The sequence below is a fragment of the Bacillus sp. 5w2 genome (assembly GCF_054353775.1).
The window spans coordinates 548,647-570,556 of record NZ_JBTIWT010000001.1; the positions used below are offsets into that span (position 1 = coordinate 548,647).

At 34.0% G+C, this 21,910-nt stretch carries 24 protein-coding genes and 1 pseudogene; 8 read left to right on the top strand and 17 right to left on the bottom strand.

Features of this window, described 5'->3' with window-relative positions:
* Positions 1-103: 103 nt before the first annotated feature.
* The gene (locus tag ACXY7N_RS02855) at positions 104-253 is read right to left on the bottom strand and encodes a hypothetical protein (RefSeq protein ID WP_016088240.1); all 150 of its coding nucleotides are present in this window, start codon (positions 251-253) and stop codon (positions 104-106) included.
* A 267-nt stretch (positions 254-520) separates the two neighbouring features.
* Between ACXY7N_RS02855 and ACXY7N_RS02860 the strand changes: the two genes are divergently transcribed.
* Positions 521-1,471 (top strand): metal ABC transporter substrate-binding protein, encoded by a 951-nt coding sequence (locus tag ACXY7N_RS02860; RefSeq protein ID WP_016088241.1) that lies wholly within the window; start codon positions 521-523, stop codon positions 1,469-1,471.
* Positions 1,472-1,601: 130 nt separating this feature from the next.
* On the top strand, positions 1,602-2,072 hold the full coding sequence (locus tag ACXY7N_RS02865) for a GNAT family N-acetyltransferase (protein ID WP_488592265.1): 471 nt from the start codon (positions 1,602-1,604) through the stop codon (positions 2,070-2,072).
* A 14-nt stretch (positions 2,073-2,086) separates the two neighbouring features.
* On the opposite strand, the gene ACXY7N_RS02870 is transcribed toward ACXY7N_RS02865, so the two are convergent.
* The 3 genes from ACXY7N_RS02870 to ACXY7N_RS02880 form a co-directional block, all read right to left on the bottom strand.
* The gene (locus tag ACXY7N_RS02870) at positions 2,087-2,833 is read right to left on the bottom strand and encodes a VOC family protein (RefSeq protein ID WP_016088243.1); all 747 of its coding nucleotides are present in this window, start codon (positions 2,831-2,833) and stop codon (positions 2,087-2,089) included.
* An 18-nt stretch (positions 2,834-2,851) separates the two neighbouring features.
* Positions 2,852-3,376: a PadR family transcriptional regulator gene (locus tag ACXY7N_RS02875; protein ID WP_016088244.1), complete on the bottom strand. Its 525-nt coding sequence runs from the start codon at positions 3,374-3,376 to the stop codon at positions 2,852-2,854.
* Positions 3,377-3,482: 106 nt separating this feature from the next.
* A complete protein-coding gene (locus ACXY7N_RS02880) occupies positions 3,483-4,433 on the bottom strand; it encodes a CobW family GTP-binding protein (RefSeq protein ID WP_488592266.1) in 951 nt (316 codons plus the stop codon).
* A 165-nt stretch (positions 4,434-4,598) separates the two neighbouring features.
* Here ACXY7N_RS02880 and ACXY7N_RS02885 point away from each other — a divergent pair, with 165 nt between their 5' ends.
* Positions 4,599-5,501: an aldo/keto reductase gene (locus ACXY7N_RS02885; RefSeq protein ID WP_488592267.1), complete on the top strand. Its 903-nt coding sequence runs from the start codon at positions 4,599-4,601 to the stop codon at positions 5,499-5,501.
* Between the two features lie 24 nt (positions 5,502-5,525).
* Here the strand turns inward: ACXY7N_RS02885 and ACXY7N_RS02890 are convergent, their stop codons facing one another.
* Together ACXY7N_RS02890 and ACXY7N_RS02895 are read right to left on the bottom strand one after the other, a co-directional pair.
* The gene (locus ACXY7N_RS02890) at positions 5,526-6,110 is read right to left on the bottom strand and encodes a GNAT family N-acetyltransferase (RefSeq protein WP_088083622.1); all 585 of its coding nucleotides are present in this window, start codon (positions 6,108-6,110) and stop codon (positions 5,526-5,528) included.
* A gap of 84 nt (positions 6,111-6,194) precedes the next feature.
* Positions 6,195-7,658 carry a flavin monoamine oxidase family protein gene (locus tag ACXY7N_RS02895; RefSeq protein ID WP_098986769.1) on the bottom strand — a complete coding sequence of 488 codons (1,464 nt, stop codon included), beginning with the start codon at positions 7,656-7,658 and terminating at the stop codon, positions 6,195-6,197.
* A gap of 177 nt (positions 7,659-7,835) precedes the next feature.
* On the opposite strand from ACXY7N_RS02895, the gene ACXY7N_RS02900 reads away from it, so the two are divergent.
* Together ACXY7N_RS02900 and ACXY7N_RS02905 are read left to right on the top strand one after the other, a co-directional pair.
* The gene (locus ACXY7N_RS02900) at positions 7,836-8,027 is read left to right on the top strand and encodes a DUF3896 family protein (RefSeq protein ID WP_000815502.1); all 192 of its coding nucleotides are present in this window, start codon (positions 7,836-7,838) and stop codon (positions 8,025-8,027) included.
* Positions 8,028-8,132: 105 nt separating this feature from the next.
* On the top strand, positions 8,133-9,134 hold the full coding sequence (locus tag ACXY7N_RS02905) for an LLM class flavin-dependent oxidoreductase (protein WP_016088249.1): 1,002 nt from the start codon (positions 8,133-8,135) through the stop codon (positions 9,132-9,134).
* A 45-nt stretch (positions 9,135-9,179) separates the two neighbouring features.
* Here the strand turns inward: ACXY7N_RS02905 and ACXY7N_RS02910 are convergent, their stop codons facing one another.
* The 3 genes from ACXY7N_RS02910 to ACXY7N_RS02920 form a co-directional block, all read right to left on the bottom strand.
* The gene (locus ACXY7N_RS02910) at positions 9,180-10,124 is read right to left on the bottom strand and encodes an alpha/beta hydrolase (RefSeq protein ID WP_088083621.1); all 945 of its coding nucleotides are present in this window, start codon (positions 10,122-10,124) and stop codon (positions 9,180-9,182) included.
* Positions 10,125-10,350: 226 nt separating this feature from the next.
* Entirely contained in the window at positions 10,351-10,806 is a 456-nt protein-coding gene (locus ACXY7N_RS02915; RefSeq protein WP_016088251.1) for a DUF3939 domain-containing protein, read from the bottom strand.
* A gap of 107 nt (positions 10,807-10,913) precedes the next feature.
* A complete protein-coding gene (locus ACXY7N_RS02920; RefSeq protein ID WP_000105195.1) occupies positions 10,914-11,357 on the bottom strand; it encodes a Dps family protein in 444 nt (147 codons plus the stop codon).
* Positions 11,358-11,598: 241 nt separating this feature from the next.
* Here ACXY7N_RS02920 and ACXY7N_RS02925 point away from each other — a divergent pair, with 241 nt between their 5' ends.
* Positions 11,599-12,639 (top strand): YkvI family membrane protein, encoded by a 1,041-nt coding sequence (locus ACXY7N_RS02925; RefSeq protein ID WP_016088252.1) that lies wholly within the window; start codon positions 11,599-11,601, stop codon positions 12,637-12,639.
* Positions 12,640-12,675: 36 nt separating this feature from the next.
* Here the strand turns inward: ACXY7N_RS02925 and ACXY7N_RS02930 are convergent, their stop codons facing one another.
* The 5 genes from ACXY7N_RS02930 to ACXY7N_RS02950 all read right to left on the bottom strand — a co-directional run bounded on the left by ACXY7N_RS02930 (position 12,676) and on the right by ACXY7N_RS02950 (position 17,790).
* Positions 12,676-13,044 (bottom strand): DUF3979 family protein, encoded by a 369-nt coding sequence (locus ACXY7N_RS02930; protein WP_016088253.1) that lies wholly within the window; start codon positions 13,042-13,044, stop codon positions 12,676-12,678.
* A 297-nt stretch (positions 13,045-13,341) separates the two neighbouring features.
* On the bottom strand, positions 13,342-13,647 hold the full coding sequence (locus ACXY7N_RS02935; RefSeq protein WP_016088254.1) for a hypothetical protein: 306 nt from the start codon (positions 13,645-13,647) through the stop codon (positions 13,342-13,344).
* A 196-nt stretch (positions 13,648-13,843) separates the two neighbouring features.
* Positions 13,844-15,826, bottom strand: a complete 1,983-nt coding sequence (locus ACXY7N_RS02940; RefSeq protein WP_016134217.1) for a HAMP domain-containing methyl-accepting chemotaxis protein — start codon at positions 15,824-15,826, stop codon at positions 13,844-13,846.
* Positions 15,827-16,030: 204 nt separating this feature from the next.
* The gene (rsgA, locus tag ACXY7N_RS02945; RefSeq protein WP_016088256.1) at positions 16,031-17,080 is read right to left on the bottom strand and encodes a ribosome small subunit-dependent GTPase A; all 1,050 of its coding nucleotides are present in this window, start codon (positions 17,078-17,080) and stop codon (positions 16,031-16,033) included.
* A 182-nt stretch (positions 17,081-17,262) separates the two neighbouring features.
* Complete coding sequence (locus ACXY7N_RS02950) at positions 17,263-17,790, bottom strand: DinB family protein (protein ID WP_016088257.1); 528 nt, start codon at positions 17,788-17,790, stop codon at positions 17,263-17,265.
* Positions 17,791-17,986: 196 nt separating this feature from the next.
* Here ACXY7N_RS02950 and ACXY7N_RS02955 point away from each other — a divergent pair, with 196 nt between their 5' ends.
* Entirely contained in the window at positions 17,987-18,334 is a 348-nt protein-coding gene (locus ACXY7N_RS02955; RefSeq protein ID WP_000426320.1) for a DUF4257 domain-containing protein, read from the top strand.
* Positions 18,335-18,418: 84 nt separating this feature from the next.
* Entirely contained in the window at positions 18,419-18,643 is a 225-nt protein-coding gene (locus ACXY7N_RS02960) for a hypothetical protein (protein ID WP_000162691.1), read from the top strand.
* 208 nt (positions 18,644-18,851) lie between these two features.
* On the opposite strand, the gene ACXY7N_RS02965 is transcribed toward ACXY7N_RS02960, so the two are convergent.
* The 3 genes and pseudogenes from ACXY7N_RS02965 to ACXY7N_RS02975 all read right to left on the bottom strand — a co-directional run bounded on the left by ACXY7N_RS02965 (position 18,852) and on the right by ACXY7N_RS02975 (position 21,876).
* Positions 18,852-19,214 carry a DUF805 domain-containing protein gene (locus ACXY7N_RS02965; protein ID WP_016088259.1) on the bottom strand — a complete coding sequence of 121 codons (363 nt, stop codon included), beginning with the start codon at positions 19,212-19,214 and terminating at the stop codon, positions 18,852-18,854.
* Positions 19,215-19,714: 500 nt separating this feature from the next.
* Positions 19,715-20,890: an MFS transporter gene (locus ACXY7N_RS02970; RefSeq protein WP_016134213.1), complete on the bottom strand. Its 1,176-nt coding sequence runs from the start codon at positions 20,888-20,890 to the stop codon at positions 19,715-19,717.
* A 49-nt stretch (positions 20,891-20,939) separates the two neighbouring features.
* A pseudogene (locus ACXY7N_RS02975) lies at positions 20,940-21,876 on the bottom strand (aldo/keto reductase).
* Between the last annotated feature and the right edge of the window lie 34 nt (positions 21,877-21,910).

Consider the following 21,910-nt stretch of genomic DNA (forward strand, 5'->3'; position numbering starts at 1 on the left):
CTCTTATTTTACTTTTCTCTCCTTCAGTAAAATACAACTTTTAGGAGTTTCCTTCTCTCATTTTACCACAAGTAAAGCACTATGCGTACGCATAGTGCTTTACTCACTCTTTTTTCTCATCTTTCTCACGTAATTTTGTTACTGTTGATGCGTCTCCTAAATTACTTATTAATCTTCTTAAAAAAATTAAAACAAATGATAATGGCAATACTACCGCTAATATCAAGAATATAGATTCCATTAAGTAACCCAAACACTCATCCCCCCCTACACCCTCCTTTCATATATATGAACACGGCGTTGTCACATATGCATGTATTCGCAAAAATAACACATCTATATTTGACAACTTTATTACAAAATCAAATCGGAATGATTATTATTTATTGCAACTTTATAAAAGATGTATTATACTAAGTTCGCAAACTAAAACGTAATTATTCCGTTTTGTATTAAAATGATATTTTTCTTCTATAATTGGGGAAAATATATCCGTAAAAAAAGAAAAGAGGAGAACTTCATGCCTAAAAGATTGACTATATTTTCATTCTTACTTATTTTCACTTTAATTTTTACTGGCTGCTCAAATAAAAAAGAAGGTAATGCCAAGAAAGACGGAAAGCTAACTGTTTATACAACTATTTTTCCTCTTGCAGATTTCGCAAAAAAAATTGGTGGCGACTATGTAACTGTTGAAGCGATTTACCCACCTGGTGCCGATTCTCATACATTTGAACCAAGTCAAAAACAAACAGTACAAGTTGCAAAAGCCGATTTATTCGTTTACAACGGCGCTGAATTAGAACCATTTGCTGAAAAAATGGAAAAAGCATTACAAAAAGAAAATGTTAAAATTGTAAATGCATCAAAAGGTATCGAACTGCGTACTTCTACTGAAGAAGAGCATCATGATCACGGAGACGGCCATAAAGAGGACGAACATCATCACGATAAAGACCCACACATTTGGTTAGACCCTACTCTAGCAATGAAACAGGCAGAAAAAATTAAAAATGCACTTGTAGAGTTACAACCTGACCATAAACAAGAGTTCGAAAAAAACTTCGCAGCACTTCAAACGAAATTCACTGATTTAGATGATCAATTTAAAGCAGCTGTAGCAAATGCGAAAACGAAAGAAATTTTAGTTTCTCACGCCGCTTATGGATACTGGGAACAGCGCTATGGCTTAAAACAAATCCCTATCGCTGGTATTTCAGCTTCTGATGAACCATCTCAAAAACAACTTGCTGACATTACAAAAACAGTAAAAGAACATAATCTAAAATATATTTTATTTGAAACATTCTCTACGCCAAAAGTCGCATCCGTTATTCAAAAAGAAACGGGTACAAAAGTTTTACGCTTAAATCATCTTGCTACTATTTCTGAAGATGATGCGAAGAGCAATAAAGATTACTTCACTTTAATGGAAGAAAACGTAAACACATTGAAAGAAGCTACGAACTAATCAAATTTTTAAAAGAAGCTGACCATTCAGCTTCTTTTTTGTTTGTTCTTACTTGACTTGACCGAAATAACAAGTAAAATTATCCATATTAGCTTTTAGGCTATATTAATTTAGAAGGTGAGTTGGAATTATGGCTCTTCACATTTGTGAAGTAACAGCAAAAAATTGGCGTTCAGTAGCTGCCTTAAACGTCGCGAAAGACCAGCAGCAATTTATTGAAAGCAATGCGTTTTCTTTAGCAGAATCATTATATGAAGGAAACGGAACGTCAGTAGGTTTATATGATGGAGAAACACTTGTAGGGTATGCAATGTATGGATGGTATTGGGAAAAACGTAAAAGCGTATGGTTAGATCGATTTATGATTGACCAACAATATCAAGGAAAAGGATACGCAAAACGTTTCCTTCGCATACTCATTCAATTTTTACTAGATAAATTTGAATGTAAAATAATTTATTTAAGTTTACATCCAGAAAACAAACTCGCAATGGGACTATACGAGTCATTTGGCTTCCGCTTAAATGGCGATATTGATGACGAAGGCCCAGTTGTAGGTGTTGTAATGGAGTTACTATTAGATGAACATACAAGCCTGTGAAAACAGGCTTTTTATTATTTATTTATCAATGTCACATTTTCTATATCTAATTTCTTCTCCCTATTTGCTTCGCTTTTACAATCTAGTATTACCTCTGTAAAATGCTCATTCGATTGAATTAAATGAATTACTTGATTGTTTAAATGGATTATTATTTCACCTCCCTCATTTGTAACATCTGAAAATAGACAACTAATTATTTCTCTATCTTCTTTTGTTATTTCTCCATATAGCTTTACCGCAATTATTCCTAAAATGCCCTGTTCCACACTATTGGGATACATATATTTCTCCATATATTCTCTGCTCTTTTGATCATCCATTTGTTGTAGAAAGAATTGAAACGGCATCCCCTTCATAGGCTGTATGTATGCATTTTTCCACGGCATAGTTTTCTTAAACAAATTAAAAAACCACTTATATTGTAATGGTTCTGGTTTTGTAATTTCAATTCCACCTTCTATCATTTTTTCATACACTTTATCTATATTTTCAACATCAATCGCTAGTCCGATTAACCCTCGATGGCCAGCATAATATTTCTGAACCCACTCTTGTACCCAGCCACCACCATCTTTTGTTTTTACTCTTACTAATTCTAAATATTCTTTTCCAATCCATACGTTAGATACTTTAAAGCCTTTCGTTCCCTTTCCCCATTTCGGAGCATATGGAAGTCCGATAGAATGTACGTTTTTTATCATTTCCTTATTTTCTTGTATCTCTTTATTTACATTTACAACAAGATGATCAATTTTCATATTCTTCCCACCATATTTTTATTTTTTTAATAGTTTTTCTAACTTATGAATAAATCGAAGTTGCATCTCACATTGTTCATACATATTTTCGAAAATAAGTTTCACATACTCTGGTGCATGATCTTTCAGTCTTTCTCCTTCCCTCATTTCTTCATAAGTAGCTAATATTTCTCTTTTTTGTTCATCTAAAGCTTCTAAAATCTCTTCTCTCATACCCTTTTCTTCTGAAAGAAAAGTTAATGCTGTATATAAATGTTTCGGAAACACAACTGATGACTTTTGAAACGACTCCTTTAATAGTCTTTTAAATTCTTGACTTCCCTTTTCTGTAATACAATATATCGTTTTTGAACGTCTACCAGTCATTTCAATTGCTTTTACTTGAATTAATTCCTCATTTGTCATTTTTTTTAACGCGTGATAAATAGAAGCCGGGAACACCTCTGCCCATTTACTACTTTGCACCATATGTAGAGCCTGCTGTATTTCATAACCAGATAGCGACTCCCTTTTAGTAAGCAATCCAAGAATCATTAAACGCACCTTTTATCCCCCTACCCTAATAAAATACTAAATGTTTAGTATTTTTAGAATACTTTACTACAAATTCCAATTTTAGTAAACAAATAAGCCTGCAATATACGCAGGCTTATTTCACACACTCTTCAAAATGTTCTTGGAACCATTCTTTATTAATATCTTTTCCGATAAACACAACTTCACTTACTCGTTCTTCGCCCTCTTGCCACTCTCTATCATATGATGCAGCAAACAGTGTATGTACACCTTGGAAAACGATACGTTTATCTACTCCATCAATCGATAAAATTCCTTTGTAGCGATATAAATACTCCCCTAGCTCTTGAACGACAGCTGACATCCACTCATTTAGTTTTTGTAAATCTAACGGTCGCTCTTCGCGTAGTACAAACGACTTTACGCCTTCTAGATGATTATGCTCTTTATGAGGATAAATTTGTAACGTATCTTTCGTTTTAAACGTTTGAATTTGTAGTAACGATGGAATATCTACATCACAGTTAGTCGCCTCGATTAACTTTGCAGTTGGGTTAATACCTTGCAGTTCCTGCAATAGATTTTCCTTTTCACTTTCATCCACTAAATCTAATTTATTTACTAAAACGACATCAGCAAATGCAATTTGTTCCTTTGCTTCTAGTCCTTTTTCAAAATGTTTATGTATATGGTAACTATCTACTACTGTTACAACACCGTTAATTTGGTATGCAGATTGAATCACAGGATCTAAAAAGAATGTTTGAATAATCGGACCTGGATTTGCAAGACCAGTCGTTTCAATTACTAATCCATCAAAATCCATTTCCCCTTCTGCTTTTACGTCCAATAATTGTTTTAAAGCAACAAGTAAATCTTCCCGTACAGTACAACATAAACAACCGTTCGTCATCTCCATAATCTCTTCTTCGACATTCATAATCAGTTGATTATCAATACCAATTTGCCCTATTTCATTTACAATCACTGCTAATTTCTGACCGTGATTCTCTGATAAAATACGATTTAATAATGTCGTTTTCCCTGATCCAAGAAAACCAGTTAATATTGTTACTGGAATCATTCCCTACATCTCCTTATAGCTATATGTTTCTACATTATAGCATATAGAGAAAATCGTTTTTGTAGCAAAACATATTTATTGTATGTACGACACTGAAACTATATAATAATATGTAGCAAGAAAGCCTTTTCAAAACATTACTCATTCATCAAGGGGGCACTTATAATGGAACGAGTTCAAATGGCCGAAAAGCTAGAATTTTCTCGTATTATTCAAGGTTTTTGGCGTTTAGCAGAATGGAATATGACGAAACAAGAATTACTTTCTTTTATTGAAGAATGCATGGATATGGGGATTACTACTTTCGATCACGCTGATATTTATGGCGGTTATACGTGTGAAGGACTGTTCGGAGAGGCATTACAATTAAAGCCTTCCTTACGTGAAAACATGCAAATCATCACAAAATGTGGAATCGCTCCCCCATCACCAAAATTTCCAGAGCGATATGTTGCGCACTACAATACAAGTGCTGAACATATAATAAAAAGCGCGGAAGACTCATTACAAAACTTACATACAGATTATATTGATGTATTGCTCATCCATCGCCCTGATCCATTTATGGATCCAAATGAAGTAGCAGAAGCGTTCTCACGCTTAAAGCAAGAAGGAAAAGTCCGTCACTTCGGTGTATCTAACTTTTTACCGTCACAGTTTAATATGCTAAATTCCTATTTGGATTTCCCGCTCATTACAAATCAAATTGAAGTATCTGCGATGCAGCTTGAGCATTTTGAAAAAGGGACAATTGATTTATGCCAAGAAAAACGAATCAATCCTATGATATGGTCGCCTCTTGCTGGCGGAGAAATCTTTACTGGTCAATCAGAACGTGCCGTACGTGTACGTGAAACTTTACAGAAGGTTGCTACTGAACTAGGTGTTACTAGCATCGATACAGTTATGTATGCTTGGCTGCTTGCTCATCCAGCTAACATGATGCCAATCGTTGGATCTGGTAAATTAGATCGTGTTAAAACAGCCGTTCTTGCTACAAAAGTTAATTTAGATCGTCAACAATGGTTTACAATTTTCGAAAGCTCTAATGGACATCCTGTACCATAATACACAAAAAGAAGAGCTGTTGCTTTACAGCTCTTCTTTTTCATATGTATTTCTAGTCATGGCAAATACACACATATCCCTTAATCCATTTCCATCTACCGCTACACTCGCACTTTCTAATGTACCTTCTAACTTAAAGCCTAATTTCTCAGGTATCGCTCTACTCTTCTTATTTAAAGAATCACATCGAATTTCTACGCGGTTTGCTTTCAGCTCAGAAAAAGCATAATCCGTTATACCCTTTGCAGCCTCTACCATATAGCCCTTTCCACTAAACCTTGAATCAATCCAATACCCAATTTCAAATTGAGGTATATCCCAATTAATACGATGCAATCCAGCTGATGCAATAAATCCACCGGTTTCTTTCGAAAAAACTAGTAATCTTAAATCCTCACGCTGCAAAAATTGAATATGCGATTTTCTAATGCTCACTTCTACTTCTTCCTCTGTTTGCTCTTTTTGTGCAAAAACCATCCACGGTCTTAATTCTTGCATAGAAGCTTGAATTGCATCGTATACAACTTTACCGTCACCTGGTTTCGGCATTCGAATAAATAGCCTTTCAGTATAAAACTCAGAAGGAAAATCGAATAATAACGGATTCACTCTCACCACTCCCTATATTTCTTTTATATATAATAATATCCATCTCAAGTTATACAGTAAAGAAATTTCCGAATTTTACACATTTTAACCATTTACCTCTACAGCAACACGAACTCCGGATTCAATTGCTCCCTGTATCCATCCGTGATATAACGTTGTATGATCTCCAGCAAAGTATAGTCCCACCTCTGGTTTTATAATGGCTGGTTGTAGTTCTGATTCTTGTCCTGCCTGAAATAGCGCAAACCCTCCAAGTGCATATGGATCCAATGTCCAACTTTTTGATATGCCAGACATGAACTCATCATATACTTGACCGCCTAATATTGTCGCTAAATTCTGTAGTGTGTAATAGATACGATCACCTTTTGATAATCCATCCCATAACAACGCATCGTAAGACCATGTATAGCTTCCTAGCATCATAGCCGGTCCCTTCTCTCCAATTCCATGACTTGGATAATATGCATAACGTATAGGAAGATCCGTTATAATTCTCCCACCTAATTGCCCTTGTTCTTCCCAAAATCGGCTTTTAAATTGAATTCCTATTTTCGTCGCCGGCATATAATGCAATTCACGAATTGCTTTCCATTTGTCATGAGATATCGAATCAAATGGGTCTACTTCCACAAAGCGCATTGTCGAAAATGGAATTGTAATAATAACTAATTCCCCTGTAATGCTACTATATTCAAAAGTTTCCTCGTTCCGATAGAAAGCTGTCACACCGTTATCGTGTTGATGTAGCTTCATTAATTTTTGATTATATATAATATTTTCTTCTAATTGTGGTAAAAAAGACTTTGGTAATCTATCATTCCCGCCTACTATTTCACAAAATCCACTCTCTTCTTGCATAATATATAAAAAGCGTAACGTTTCAACAAACGACCTTTCCAAAAAACCTTCTAAGTCTAAAAGAACACCGATCATCTCAATTGTTACTGGCGAGAAATAAGTATTATATTGATAAGGATGATACTTTAAAAATTGTCCTGTAGAGTACCTCCCAAAATCCTTTACTACAACATCCCAATTTTTCTCAGGGTTCTTTTTTATAAAATTTATAATGGGCTGTACCGCTAACAATAATAGCTCCTCAGACGTTTTCCCAACTTCATTCATTTCCACAGGATATTTTAAAATACTTGGATCTTTTTCATATTGTTGTAACGTCGTTTTTCGGCTATTTACATAAATAATATCCGTATCATTCCTATTAATAAATGGGCTCACCTGTAACCCAAATTTTCTTATATATGCCATCGTTAATGTGTGCGAATACGGAATTCTCATTGCCCCAACATCTAAATACAATCCGGTATCTTCCATTCTAACCGTCTCTATGCGGCCACCTACCCGGTTATTTGCTTCAAAAATTTTCACATCATGTCCTGCAGCCTTTAATAAAGATGCCGAAACTAATCCAGCCATACCAGCCCCTACTACAATAATTCGCTTCGGACGAGTCGTCTTCTTTAACCCTTTATTTATAACTTTCAACACTTCATCCATCTCAGTGTTATACATTATATCTTTCTGCACAATTCCACCCCTTACTTCATAAAATGGGCATTAGTGGTTTAGTGCATTTTATTCATAAATTCCTATAAACATAACAACATAGCAAGTGGAATATTCACTAAAAGTACATAAGAGTTAGCTTTCACACCTCATCACGCTACGTATAATATAGCAACGGTAAAGAAGGAGTGGTTGAAAATGAAACAAACTTACGACTACAACGCTACAAAGAAGTATTTAGAAGGAAAGAAACAACAACTATGCAACAAACTTAGTAGTAAACAACTATCTAAAAAAGAGCGTGAACAACTAAAACTTGAGATTGATAACTACGAATATATATTAAATTTAGTCGAAATGAATCATTATGAACGAGGCTTTCCTCGTTAAAAGTGGATAGGTGGTTTATCCACTTTTTATTTTGAGCATTTTATTACGCATTTTTCGTAAGTAAATATATAATAGGATGTACATTAAGATTGAGAGGTATATTCTATGATCAAATTAAGTGTATTAGACCAATCCCCTATTTCAGATGGTAGTACAGCAGCCCAAGCTTTTTCACATACAGTTACGCTTGCACAAGAAGTTGAAAAACTCGGATATACACGCTTTTGGGTATCAGAGCATCACAATTCTGTAAGCCTTGCTGGTTCAAGTCCAGAAATACTTATTTCTCATATTGCAGCAAAAACGGAGCGTATGAGAGTTGGTTCGGGTGGTGTTATGTTACCTCACTATAGCCCGTATAAAGTTGCTGAGAATTTCCGTGTTTTAGAAGCACTTTATCCAAATCGTATTGACCTTGGTGTCGGCAGAGCACCTGGTGGAATGCCAATAGCTACTCGAGCACTACAGGAGGGCAAAATGGTCTCCCTTGATCAATATCCAGAACAAATTGCAGATGTTGCAATGTACTTACATGATCAAATACCAGAAAATCATCATTATGCAAATTTAAAAGCTACTCCTGTAATTCCAACATCTCCCGAGATGTGGATGCTTGGTTCTAGTGGAGAGAGTGCAATGATTGCCGCAAAACAAGGTACTTCTTTTGCATTCGCACAGTTCATTAACGGATACGGCGGTACCGAAGTAATGGAAGCTTATCAAGAACAATTCCAGCCTTCCTATTTAGGAGACAAACCAAAATCAATCGTCGCTATTTTTGTTATTTGCGGAGAAACAAATGAAGAGGCGGAAAAAATTGCTTCTAGTTTAGATTTATCAATCTTATTACTAGAGCAAGGAAAGCGCACAACTGGTACTCCTTCTATCGAAACTGCACAAAATTATTCATACAGCGCTTATGATTTATTCCGTATAAAAGAAAATCGTCAACGTATGATCGTCGGTGATCCATCTTCTGTGAAAGAAAAAATCGTAAACTTAAGCAAAGCGTACAATACTGATGAATTTATGATTGTCACAATTACTCATCGATTTGAAGATAAATTAAATTCTTATCGCTTACTAGCAAATGCTTTTCATTTATAATGATAAAAGGGAGATCCATCAATTATGATGGATCTCCCTTTCTTACTACTTATTACTTTTGCCGTCTATATATTTAATAGCTTCTTCTAATAATACTTCAAAATTCTCAGGATAATCGTGATTTAATTTCGGCACAACTTTATACTCATGTTCTATATTTTTATCTCTTAATAATTGTACAAATTGCTGCGTACTTTCGAAACAATCTTCATCTTGATCCCCGCACACTATATATCCCTTTATTTTTTTATCTTGTAGCACTTCCAACAATTCACTCCATTCTTCAATCCCTGGAAGCCACGGCGCCATAAAAATAAAACCATCTACATCTAAATCTTTTTGTAAAATTGTATACAAAGCTACTCTGGCACCAGCAGAAAAACCACCAATTATTACCCTTTCTACTGTATGATTTTCTATAAACGTAACGTAATGCTCTTTTAATTCTTCTTTCCCTCTATGTATATCATCCCAAACAAACCCATCTGAAAACTGAATTTGCGAAGACTGTGGTAAAGCTAACGTATAATCTTGATCCAAAACAGATTTCCAATATGGTTCTACTATTGCTATATTTTCTTGATCTCCGTGCATTGCAATAAATAGTTTTTCTTTTTTCTTACCATCTATAAATTTCACGTCTGCTCGTTCTGTTTTCTTTGCTAATTCTTCTCTTTCTTTACATAATTGAACCATTTTATGAAACTCTTCAAATTTATGTAGTGGTGTTAAATCATCGTCCGAAATTAAATACTCATTTCCGTACCAAAATCCATTGTCTATAATAGCTTCCTTCATTAACTGTAACGCTTCTTCTTCAAGCCCCGCTGCACTCGCTAGCGCATATTTAAAATTATATATTTGTGCTTTATTCCCCACTACACCATTAGCATGCTCCATTATATAAGTGAACGCTTCCAAACTTCCTTTATTTGCATAACAATGTAACGTTTCATTTAATAATTGAATGTAAGTCATACTATTTTTCATACACCCATTCCCCCATAACCTTGTATAATATTTATTTCTCAAACCTTTATACCATACTGTAATCACTGTATACATCTCACGCTAACAATACTTTATTCTTAAAACGATACTTAACCATTACTTCTCTTTGTCCAATGAGCTTAGTATACAGTTGAATAGACTGAAAAATCAATATTTTAATAAACAAAAAAAGACAACAATATATTTATTGTTGTTTTCAATACATCTACCCACTCTTTTGTTTTTTTCTGTCTGGTTTACTTGAAACTAAATAATGTTTTTCTGAAATATATAAGTCTCTTTTTAATATACGATTTAAATACGGTCCTAATTTCATCCCGCATATAAGACGCTCTTCACTACCTTCAACAATTGGAAACATTTCTTTTTCTGTTACGTATTGATCTACTGCTTTTTGTACGATATCAATTTCTTTAACTAGGTTTAGATTTTCTTCTGTATGTTCAAATACCTCAAGCGTTTCCTTCGTAATAAGAAAACTATTTGTTGGAAATGCAGGTAAATACGGCTTTAACAAATCATAATTTACTGTATAATCATCATTTACTAATACCGTATAAACGATATTAGCATTCGTTTCTAGAAACTTAGCCATCGATTGTTCTAATTCATCTTTCGTAATTTCACGCTCTTCTTTTCCAGTTCTGAAAAAGCGAAACATCGCATCGCCTCCTTTTTACTATATTATAGCATAAAAGAAAACTGAAAAATTACAAAAAAAGTCATTGAAAGAATTTTTCAATGACTTTATTCTTTATAAACTAATATTTATTTTAAGAACGCACTTAACATCCATACGTGTTGTTCTAATGTTGTATGAATTGCTAACAACATGTCCGCTGATGTTTCATCGCCAGCTTCACCCGCAACTTCCATACCTTCTTTTAATTCTTGAATAAGTGCAGAATAATCATTTACTAATGTTTGCACCATTTCTTCTGCAGATTCCTTGCTTGTCCCTTCACTAACACTAGAAGTAGCAAGATATTCTTTCATTGTCGCTAGTGGCTTACCTTCCAATGCTAAAATACGTTCGGCTAATTCATCAATATTTGTTCCAGCTTCATTATAAAACTCTTCAAATTTCTCATGTAATGTAAAGAAGTGTGGTCCTGTCACATACCAGTGATAATTATGTAGTTTCACATATAACACATTCCAGTTTGCTACCTGCTTGTTTAATACTTCAACAACATTTGTTTTCGTACTCATACAATCCACTCCTCTTATCATTTTGTAATGATTATCTTTTAATAATCTAATTACATTTTACCATACATTCCCTATCCTTTCGAACGATCGGCTCATATGTAGCAAAGTTTTAACACCTTTAATACTTCCCTAATATCTTTTAATTCATGTATATTTTCAAACACTTCATACGTCTAATTGTCCAAGCTCATACATATGCATAATAGTAAATCAAGCTCATCGTAGTAGAAAGAGGGATAACATGGACAATCAACAGTGGCAAGTAGCAAAGAAAGTCGCTGCTACTTATATTGGAACAGTCGTTGGAGCTGGATTTGCTACTGGACGAGAAATTGTTGAATTTTTTACAGTGAACGGATTATATGGAACAATCGGCATATGTGTAAGTGGATTTTTTTTTATTTGGCTTGGCACAAAGATGATGTTACTTTCATCACAAATCGGTGCATTTTCAGCGCAAGAATTTAACAAATATTTATTTGGAGATGTATTTGGAAATGTTGTAAATACACTATTATTACTTGTATTATTTGGTGTAACGAGCGTTATGTTATCAGGAGCTGGGGCGGTATTTGAAGAGCAGCTTCGTTTACCAAGACAACTTGGTATTTTCATTACAGTAATCGCCTGTCTCATTATAGGTAGCCGCGGATTACAAGGGGTTTTTGAAGTTAATACACTTGTCGTACCTATTATGATGATTTTTATTATCGGACTTGCTATTACAACTTTTTTTCACAGCACAACTCCTATTAGTAACACTATTCCTGCAGAAAGCTGGAGTATGAAGTGGATTACTAGTCCTATTACATATGTCGCCTTAAATCTTTCTCTCGCCCAAAGCGTTCTCGTCCCGTTAGCCAGTGAAGTAAAAGATCGAAAGGCCATTTTATGGGGTGGTATTTTAGGTGGTGCAGGACTTTCTTTAATTTTATTATGCAGTCATTTAGCTATCTTATCAGTAGATCAATTTTATCAATATAATATCCCAATGGCTGAAGTGATAAGAAAATTCAATGCAACTTTTCACTTTTTCTTTGTCCTTATCATTTTCGGTGAAGTGTTCACAACTTTAGTTGGCAATGTGTTCGGAATGACAAAACAAATGCAATCAATTACTGGATGGAAAAATAACAATATTATTTTCTTCATTTTACTAATTAGTTATTGCTTTAGTTACGTTGGTTATAGTGAACTCCTCCACATTTTATATCCTATAATCGGATGGGTCAGCATCATTTTACTTCCGATTATTGCTTTTAAACAACTTCAAAAAACATAAAAGAAGCATCCATATTATTGGATGCTTCTTTTATATTCATTCACAATCATCACAAACTTCCCAGTACGGCCCCATTTCCAATGCCAAATATGGCTTTAATTGCAACCGAATCATCCGACTAGGCATGCGTTCTAAAACGAATTGAATCCCTTCTTCATCTTCGTCTAATTCAACTTTTGAAATCGCAATTCTTTGCACAGTAGAAATAGGCATTCCATCTTTATATAAAGTGATTTTCACCTCATCATATTCATTAAAATACAATTCAACATTCATTTGATTTTTCAACATTTCATCAACAATTTCATATTTATCATTTTGTTCCTGGATTATATATTTCCAGCCGCCTCTACTTTCTTCTTTCGGAGCTGCTTGAAATAATGTCATCAAATCCTCGTATAGCATAAGATAACCCCTCTCTTACTAAAAACGATGAGTATTTTATATACCCTTTATCTCTATCACTATCCATATGTATTGTACCATATATCACCGTTCTTACCGTATTCATTTGCTTCTTAGATGCATATAAAATAACTGATTCTCTTCATTACTGTGTGAATTATCTCCTATTTCATTTCTTAATACTCTTCTATAGCTTTCAAGTAATATCACACTTAAGTAAATGCATTTTTTATCCATCCTCCACTTATTATTTGCTTGCAAAAACAAAAAAAAGAAGAGTGACTTATATCACTCTTCTTAAAAGAATTTCCCAGTAGCTGCTAACGCTAATACTAGTATTAAAATTGTAAATAATAATGAGACAATGAAACTAAAAATAGGCAATGCTTTCTTTTCATTCTTCTTAAAGAGTAACTTTAAACTAAGTAAGATGTTTACTGGTACAAATATAAAATAAAAATATTTAACAATTTGCACCGAATTATTCGAAAGTGTTTTTAAAATAAACACTTCAATTAGAAAAACAATAAAAAATGAAATACTTAGCCAAAATGAGACATAGCTAAGCCAAGAATGTCTTTTTGTCCCCCAATACACTCCCATACTAATCTCCTTTATTTGTATTCTATATGATTATAATTATACACAAAGTTAACAAATACCTCTATTTTTCGACAAATATTATACAAAATATACCTTTACATATCATAAAGATACTCTCCATCCCCATTTAATTTTACATAATAAAAACAGACTACTCCAATAGCATACTGCTATTTTGAAGATAGCCTGTCCTCTGTTAAACTTTAAATCTTTCAATTAACCCTTGTAACTCTTCAGCCATTTGAGATAATGTACCAGCCGCAGAACTAATCTCCTCAATGGACGCTAGTTGTTCTTCTGCTGATGCTGCAACGTTTTGAGTACTCGTCGCATTATTCTGCGCTGTCATTGCAATTTGACCTACCGAAATAGACACTTCATTGGCACCTTTTGACATCCCGTTAGCCGTTTCAACCATCGTTTTAATTTGATTCGCAATTTCATTTGTAGATTGTAAAATCTCAGTAAAGTTTTGCTTCGTTTCATTCGCAATAACAAGTCCAGATTGAACTTCTTCATTTACATGCCCCATAGATTTTACTGTCTTACTCATGTCATCTTGTATTTCACATATTAATTTACTAATTTCACTAGAAGAAACGCTAGACTTCTCCGCCAATTTACGTACTTCATCTGCAACAATTGCAAATCCTCTTCCATGCTCTCCTGCTCTTGCAGCTTCAATTGCTGCATTCAAAGCTAGAAGATTTGTTTGATCTGCAATATTTTGAATTACTTCTAGTATGTCACCAATTTGTTTTGATTTATTATTTAGTAACTGTATAACTTCATCTGATTGTGAAACAGATTCTGCAATAGATTGCATTTGATTTACTGTTTTTCCGACGAGTTTTCCACCATCTTCTGCTTTTTCACGAGTATGAGCAGAAGCCTTATTAATCGATGATGAACTATTTGCTACATGCTGAATTCCTTCTGTTACGTCAAATAGTAACATTGCACCATTTTCTACACTTGTTGTTTGCGTTGTTGCCCCACTCGATATTTCATCCATTGCCATCGTAATTTGCTCAGTCGCTTCACTGGCCTGTCTTACACTTGCTGTTAGCTCTTCTGATGCTGCTGCAACATGTCCAGCCGAAGTATTAATTCTTCCAATTAACGTTCGCAATGCATCTGTCATCTCATTAAATCCTTTTGCAAGTTGGCCAATTTCATCATTAGAATGAATATCGATTGTTTGCGTTAAATCTCCCTCACTTATTTCTTTAGAAGTCGCAACTAATCTTTTTAATGGCTTCGTTATAGAAAGTGTCACAAAATAAATAAGTGCCCCGCCTATAACTAATGCAATGAACATAACAATTAACATATTATAAAATACAGGCTGTGCAGCTTCAATTACTTCATTTGAGTACATCGTCCCGCCGATTTTCCAACCTGTTTTTACATTTGTAGCAAATACCATTTGTTTTTCGCTACCGTCATACGTATATGAAAAAGCGCCATGATTATCTTCATAAATTTTCTTCGCCCAAGAATCAGCTGCTTTTTCTCCTGATTTTTCTTGAGGATGTGCAATTATTTTTTGTTTCCCATCTAAAATGAAAGCATATCCTTTTTTACCAATATTGATTAACTTTGTTGTTTTTAATAAATTATCTAAACTTAAATCTATCGCTACAACACCGTTTTTATCTTCTGTTTGTTTTGCAATCGTTACGACAATATGTCCATTTCCTTGCGCCTTATACGGCTCAGTAATTACAATACCACCTTGTTTGGCCACTGCATCTTTATACCAAGAACGTTCTGTTGGATCATAGTCTGCTGCCATTTGTATATTTGGTTCCTGCACAAATTTCTTATCATTCCCAGCAGCGTATACTTGTTCAACATCTTTATTCAAATTGATATATTGAGATAACATTTTTCTTAATTCATCTTGATTATCCCCTTGATACATATTACCTTGAATCACCCGTGCAAAATTATTCACATCATTAAATTTCGCCTCAATCATTTGATTGATTAAATTATCTAATATTTTTATATTGTCGTGAGCACTGCTCGTAATTTGTGATTCAAAATTCTTTTTAGCCGTTTGATAAGACATGCCTCCGATAATAGAGACAGCCGCAATTAAAATGACAAAAAATGAAATTAGTAGTTTTTTTGCTACTTTCATATTACGAAACCAATTTAATAGTCTACCCATTACAAACCTCCTGCTTTTCAATTTCAAAAGTTAAATCTAGTAAATTATAAATATTTCCCATTCCCTAATTATTATTTCCATAACCTATTATGATGAATACTTTGTAAAGTTTAAACAATTAAGTTCCCTTTGTCTATATATATGAATAATATTATTATAAAATTTACAATTACAAAAAGCCAAAGGGAACCACCCTTTGGCTTTTTACATTTTTTTATGCTGTTTAGAAATCTTTTTCCACTTATCACGCTCTGCTCTTGCAAGAATAGCATCTTGTTTTCTCATAAAATACGCCAGTTCTCTTTGTAATTTTTTATAGCTTTGCAAACGATGTATCGTAATAATTCCGTTATCAATTGCATTATGCACTGCACACCCTGGCTCATTTTCATGCTTACAGTCCCTAAAACGGCACGTTTTTGCTAGTTCTTCAATATCAGAAAATGTTGTTTGAATTGCATCGCTTCCTTCCCAAAGCTGCAGCTCCCTCATACCCGGAGTATCAATAACTAAACTACCACTCGGTAATCGGAACAATTCACGATGAGTTGTCGTATGCCTTCCTTTACTATCTTCCTCACGAATATCTCCTGTTTTTGCTACTTCAATTCCTATAAGTGCATTTAACAAAGTGGATTTCCCAACCCCCGATGACCCGACTAAAGCAATTGTTTTTCCTGAAGAAACAAATTGCTGCAACGATTCAATACCAGCATGCTCCAAACTATCAACGACAAAGATCGGAACACCAATTGCCACCGCTTCCGTTTCAACAATTTTCTGTTCCACGTCTTCACATAAGCTACTCTTTGTTAAGACAATAATAGGCATTGCACCGCTTTCATACGCTAATAGTAAATAACGTTCTATTCTTCTTACGTTAAAATCATGGTTAAGTGCATTCACTAAAAATAGATAATCTACATTTGCAGCTATTACTTGTTCTTCCGTTCGATTACCAGCCTCTTGTCTAGAAAAAGAACTTCTTCGCTGAAAAATGCGATGAATAATTGCTTTCTTTTCATTCTCTATTTTCTTTATATACACCCAATCACCAACCGCTGGATAATCTCCCTTCGTTACTGCTTCATGTCGAAATTTTCCAGACAGTTCTGCCATATATTCACCATCATTACAAATAATTCGATATAGATGCTTATGCTCAAGTAAAATACGTCCTACTTCAAAGTTCTCTACAGCTTGTTCCTCAAAAAAGGAATCCCAGCCGAACGATTCTAAAATATTTTGATTCAAATTGATATCCTCCCTAGTTTAAGCTAAGTGGAAGGATCGTGCGCTCACTTATATAGTCTCGCCCTTTCCATCCACCTTTGTATTTGGTTTATTATTTATATAAGTTATTTTCGCCATAATACATCACCCCGTTCTCATTTTAATTACTCTCATTATATGGAATATTTATTTAAAAAGCTACTTTATTTAACATAATTTTCAAATAATTTATTTTTCATCATTCTAATTTGTCCACGGTGACTAATCTCATCTTCTAGCACATGAAACCAAAGGTAGTGCTGATTATGCGCTACACCGTTAGGCCACTTTCTTTCTGACATAAGCCATTCATCATCTTGTTCACTCAAATACTTCAGAGATTCTTTTCGAACACTTTGTAGAAGTTGTACATAATACTGTATGTTATGTCCACGAATCGTTCTCCCCGATTCCCCTAAATACAGTGCGTCTTCCCATATTTCTAATTCTTCTTTTGTAAAGTCACGCTCTTGAAATGAAATCAGCTGATGTGCTTTTTCAATAGCTGCAATATGCTTTAATAAAGCTCCGATGGAATTCCCTCCACTTGGCATAATTGAATCTAATTGCTCAACTGATAGATCGTTTATTTCCTGTAATGTTACAGCCCTCGTATGCTCCAGCATGCTTACTAATTCCCCTATATTTTTTGTATAACCATCTACACTTCTTATTCGATAATCTATATTCATATCACGCACCCCTTTCTGTATTCACATTAATGGATATACGCTTCAAATAATAGACTGAAATATATCAGATTTTTCTGTTATAATTAAATTGAATAGGTGATACACCCAAACAAACTTTCTCAATGTGCTTATATGAAATATTAAAAGGAATCAATATAAAATGATCGAATCTTATTCACTAAAAGGAGTGGATTCGATGGAAATGTATCAATGGCTAACTGCTGTACTCGTTGGTGGCATTACTGGTTTCGTTTCCCATCTAATCAATAACCAAGGTAAGTTATTGCTTCCACGCCGTTTGAAAACTTTTTTTCACTTTGGGTTTTTGACTGATATTTTCACTGGCAGCCTAGCTGCACTTCTTGGACTCGTTTTATTCGATGTCACCTTAATAAAAGAAATTATTAAAGTATCCATTGTGACTGCTATTTCTGGTCAGACTTTCTTACTCCACCAAGCGCTTGGTGGTGAGCAGGCTAAAAACACGCAAATCGGGAAAGCTGATGAAAAGATTCAAGAAATTGACAAATTATTACGACGTTAATCTATACTTTCTTTAAAAATTATTGTTATAATGAAAAATAAATATTTTCTATTGCGTCGTTTGTCAGAAGAAAGGGTGTTTCGTATGACAAAAAAGAAAGTAGAAGATTTCTTAACAAACACTGAAAAAGAGGAACTGCTAGAAAACTATAAATGTTTACGAGAAGCCCGCACAAAAAGCGAAGCTAACTATTTTGGTGAAGCAGTAAACCATCTATTAAATAAAGCAAAACAACGAATTATTAAAGATGCAGGCATACATGATGAAAATGCAGCAACTGTTCAATCAAAAAGAAAAGCACTGTTTTAGCTACATTAGCTAAAACAGTGCTTTTCTTTTTGAAATTTTTTCTTACCATAATACTTTCACTCTGCTTTTATTCTTCCCATTTTTACTGCTCCAAAAGTCATATTGGCTTAGATCAACCTAATCATATAACCTCATGTAAACCATTTTAAGAATAGATAAATTAAGCAAAATTTGTTGAACTAGTAATGCTATAAACGAAATAAGTTTATTAAATCGCTTCTTTTAACTTTGTATGCGGATTTGGTCCGTATTGATTGTCATTTTCTTCACTTTCAATGATAAAAAATACAAGTAAAACAACGCTACCAAATGGTACAAAATTTAATAATTGCCACCATCCTGTTTTCCCAATATCATGTAACCGACGTGCGCCAATCGAAAAACTTGGTATAATCATTACTAACATAAATAGCAGCGCAATAATAGCAACTAACACCTCTGAAAATGATGATAAAAACAACAGTAGCCAAAAAATTACGATATTGGATAAACTAAAAATCCAGTACTCTTTTCGTGTAGCTCTACCACTAAAATTCCCATAATTCTTTAGAGCTTTCAAATACCATTGCATGTAAATCTCTCCCCTTTTATCCCCAATAAAATAAAACTATGTAATTTTTAACAGATAAGTAGAAATATAACATGATTTTTTTGTAAAATCCATACTCTTATCTACATTATCCTCTATTTAAATAGTGTTTTTCTTCCAGCATTTTTCACATTACTTTCACATCTACTTCACAAATATAAGTAGTCCTATATGTTATACTAAGTATATCCTTTTCCAAGGAACTATATGCCGATATATAAATCCCTATCTCTGTAGGGATTTTTATTTTTGGATTCTCCATAACTTTGTTACAATGCCTATACACTATTTCTCTACTTTCTGTAGCTTCTGCACTTAAAAACTACTTCGTGTATTATTACTCTTCTAATATTGATTTAATATATTTCATATTTGGTTTTCAACTGACATTTTCATTGCTACACTAACTGCACTTCTTGTACTCGTTTTATTTGATGTCACCTCAACCGAAGAAATACAGCTATTTTTTATTTGAACAGGCTTTATGACGCAATTCCTGTTTCATGATTTTCAGTAAGTTTTTCACTTTTTCTAAACAATAATAAAGCGACTACATATAGGAAAGCAGTAAAACTACCTACAAATATAAAATTGTGAGATGCAGCAAATAGCAGTCCTGCTATTGCCGCTCCTATCATTTGACCAATATACATCGAAGCATTAGCAAGAGCTGCTCCTGTTCCTCTTGCTACACTGGACATGTTTTGTAAGTGCCTCATCATCAATACAAACAAAATTCCTGTCACAAAAAATAAAACAAAGAATAATAACTCCACAAATATAATGTTCTTTACATGAGGAAGTAATACATATAGCACTGCTGTAAATAGAATGCCGCCATAGAAAGAAAGGTTATAACCAATTTTATTTACGATTCTAGGACCAAAAATATTCCCAGTTAAATTCCCTAATCCTAATATGAGCATAGCTGTTCCTATTTCATGAATTTGTAAGCCAAATTGAATGGAAAGCCATACGCCAAAGAATGAAAATGCAGCAAAATTACCAGTTTGAAAAACAAAATATGCAAAATAAGAAAGTGAAACCTTTGAATCTGTAAGTAATTGTTTATAGCGTTTTAAGATATTTGTTTTATTTCCACCTATATGAACCGGTTGTATTTCTGGTAATACTACATAAATAAGAATGACAAGTAGTGCTGATAATATACCAATGACGAAGAATGGTGTAGTATAGTGTATCATTGCTAAATACGACCCTACTGGTAGACCTAAAATTTGAGAGATTGATAACCCTGCTGTTGCAATCCCAATCGCCTTTACAATTTGCTCCTTCTCTATAAGGAGCGGAATAGATGCCCACACTTGTGGAGATACAAAGGCTGCACTTACACCTGCTAAAAATCTAAATGCTAGCATCCATAGAAAACCCGGTGCCATTCCACATAAAAACGTACTTAACGCAAAAAAACTCATTCCTATTACCATCACTTTTTTTCTGTTTAAGCCATCTGATATAGGACCAGCAATAAGTGCAAATCCAGCGTATCCTAAAGCATATGAACTTACCATCCACCCTGACAACTCAGTTGAAACATGATATACCTGTTGTAATGTCGGTAAAAGTGGTGAAATTAAGAAAGTATCTGTACCAATCATAAACATTATCGTAAAGAATACAGCTAGTACTCTTTTCATTTAAATCTTCTCCTTTTATATAAAAAGAGGGAACTCCCCCTCTTTTCAACTAAGCTTCTAAAATAGATTCAATCTCTTTCATAACCTTTTCATTCAATGAAACTTCCACCGCTCTTACACTTTCTCTTATTTGCTCCGCTCGTTTCCCACCAGGAATAACAGTATCAATTCCTTTTTTGTTTAGAAGCCACGCTAAAGCTAAATGCGATACTTCAAGATTCATTTCTTTAGCTAAGCCTTTTAACATTTCTACTTTCTTAAAGTTACTTTTGTATGTATTTTCTTCGAAGAGATTTACACTTTGACGCCAATCCCCTTCGTTCAATTTGAAATCTTCTGTATATTTTCCACCTAGTATCCCAAAGGCAAGAGGCCCATACGGAATAAATGAAATACTTGGTTCTATACAATACGGCAAAAGTTCTTCCCCAGCATTACGATCTAACATATTATATGGTGATTGTACAACATCTATATGTCCGTGCTGATTCGCTTCTTTTAATTGCTCTACATTAACGTTAGATATTCCAATTGAACGAATTTTCCCTTCTTCTTTTAGGCGATTAAGCTCTCCAATTGAATCTATGTAACTTGTTTCAGGATTTGTAAAAATGTAAGTAATATAAATCAATATAATCAGTCTGTAATCTTCTTAAGCTATTTTCCACAGCATTTCTTAAATAGCTTGGTTCATTATTAATATAAACTTCTCCATTTAATAACGGCTGTATTCCACCTTTTGTAGCAAGTACAACTTCGTGGCGTTTTCCTTTCAATACTTCCCCTACCAATTCCTCTGATCTACCGAATCCGTATGAATCTGCTGTATCAAAAAATGTAATCCCTTGCTGAATAGCTTCTTCAATTAATTGTTTTCCTTCTCCCTCATTCACATCAGCATATAAATTATGTCCCCCTACAGCGTTTGTTCCTAGCCCCAACTTTGAAATATTAGGTCCTGCCTTTTGCAATTTTGTATAATTCATTTTTTCTCCCCCTATATTTCTATTGTTCGAATAT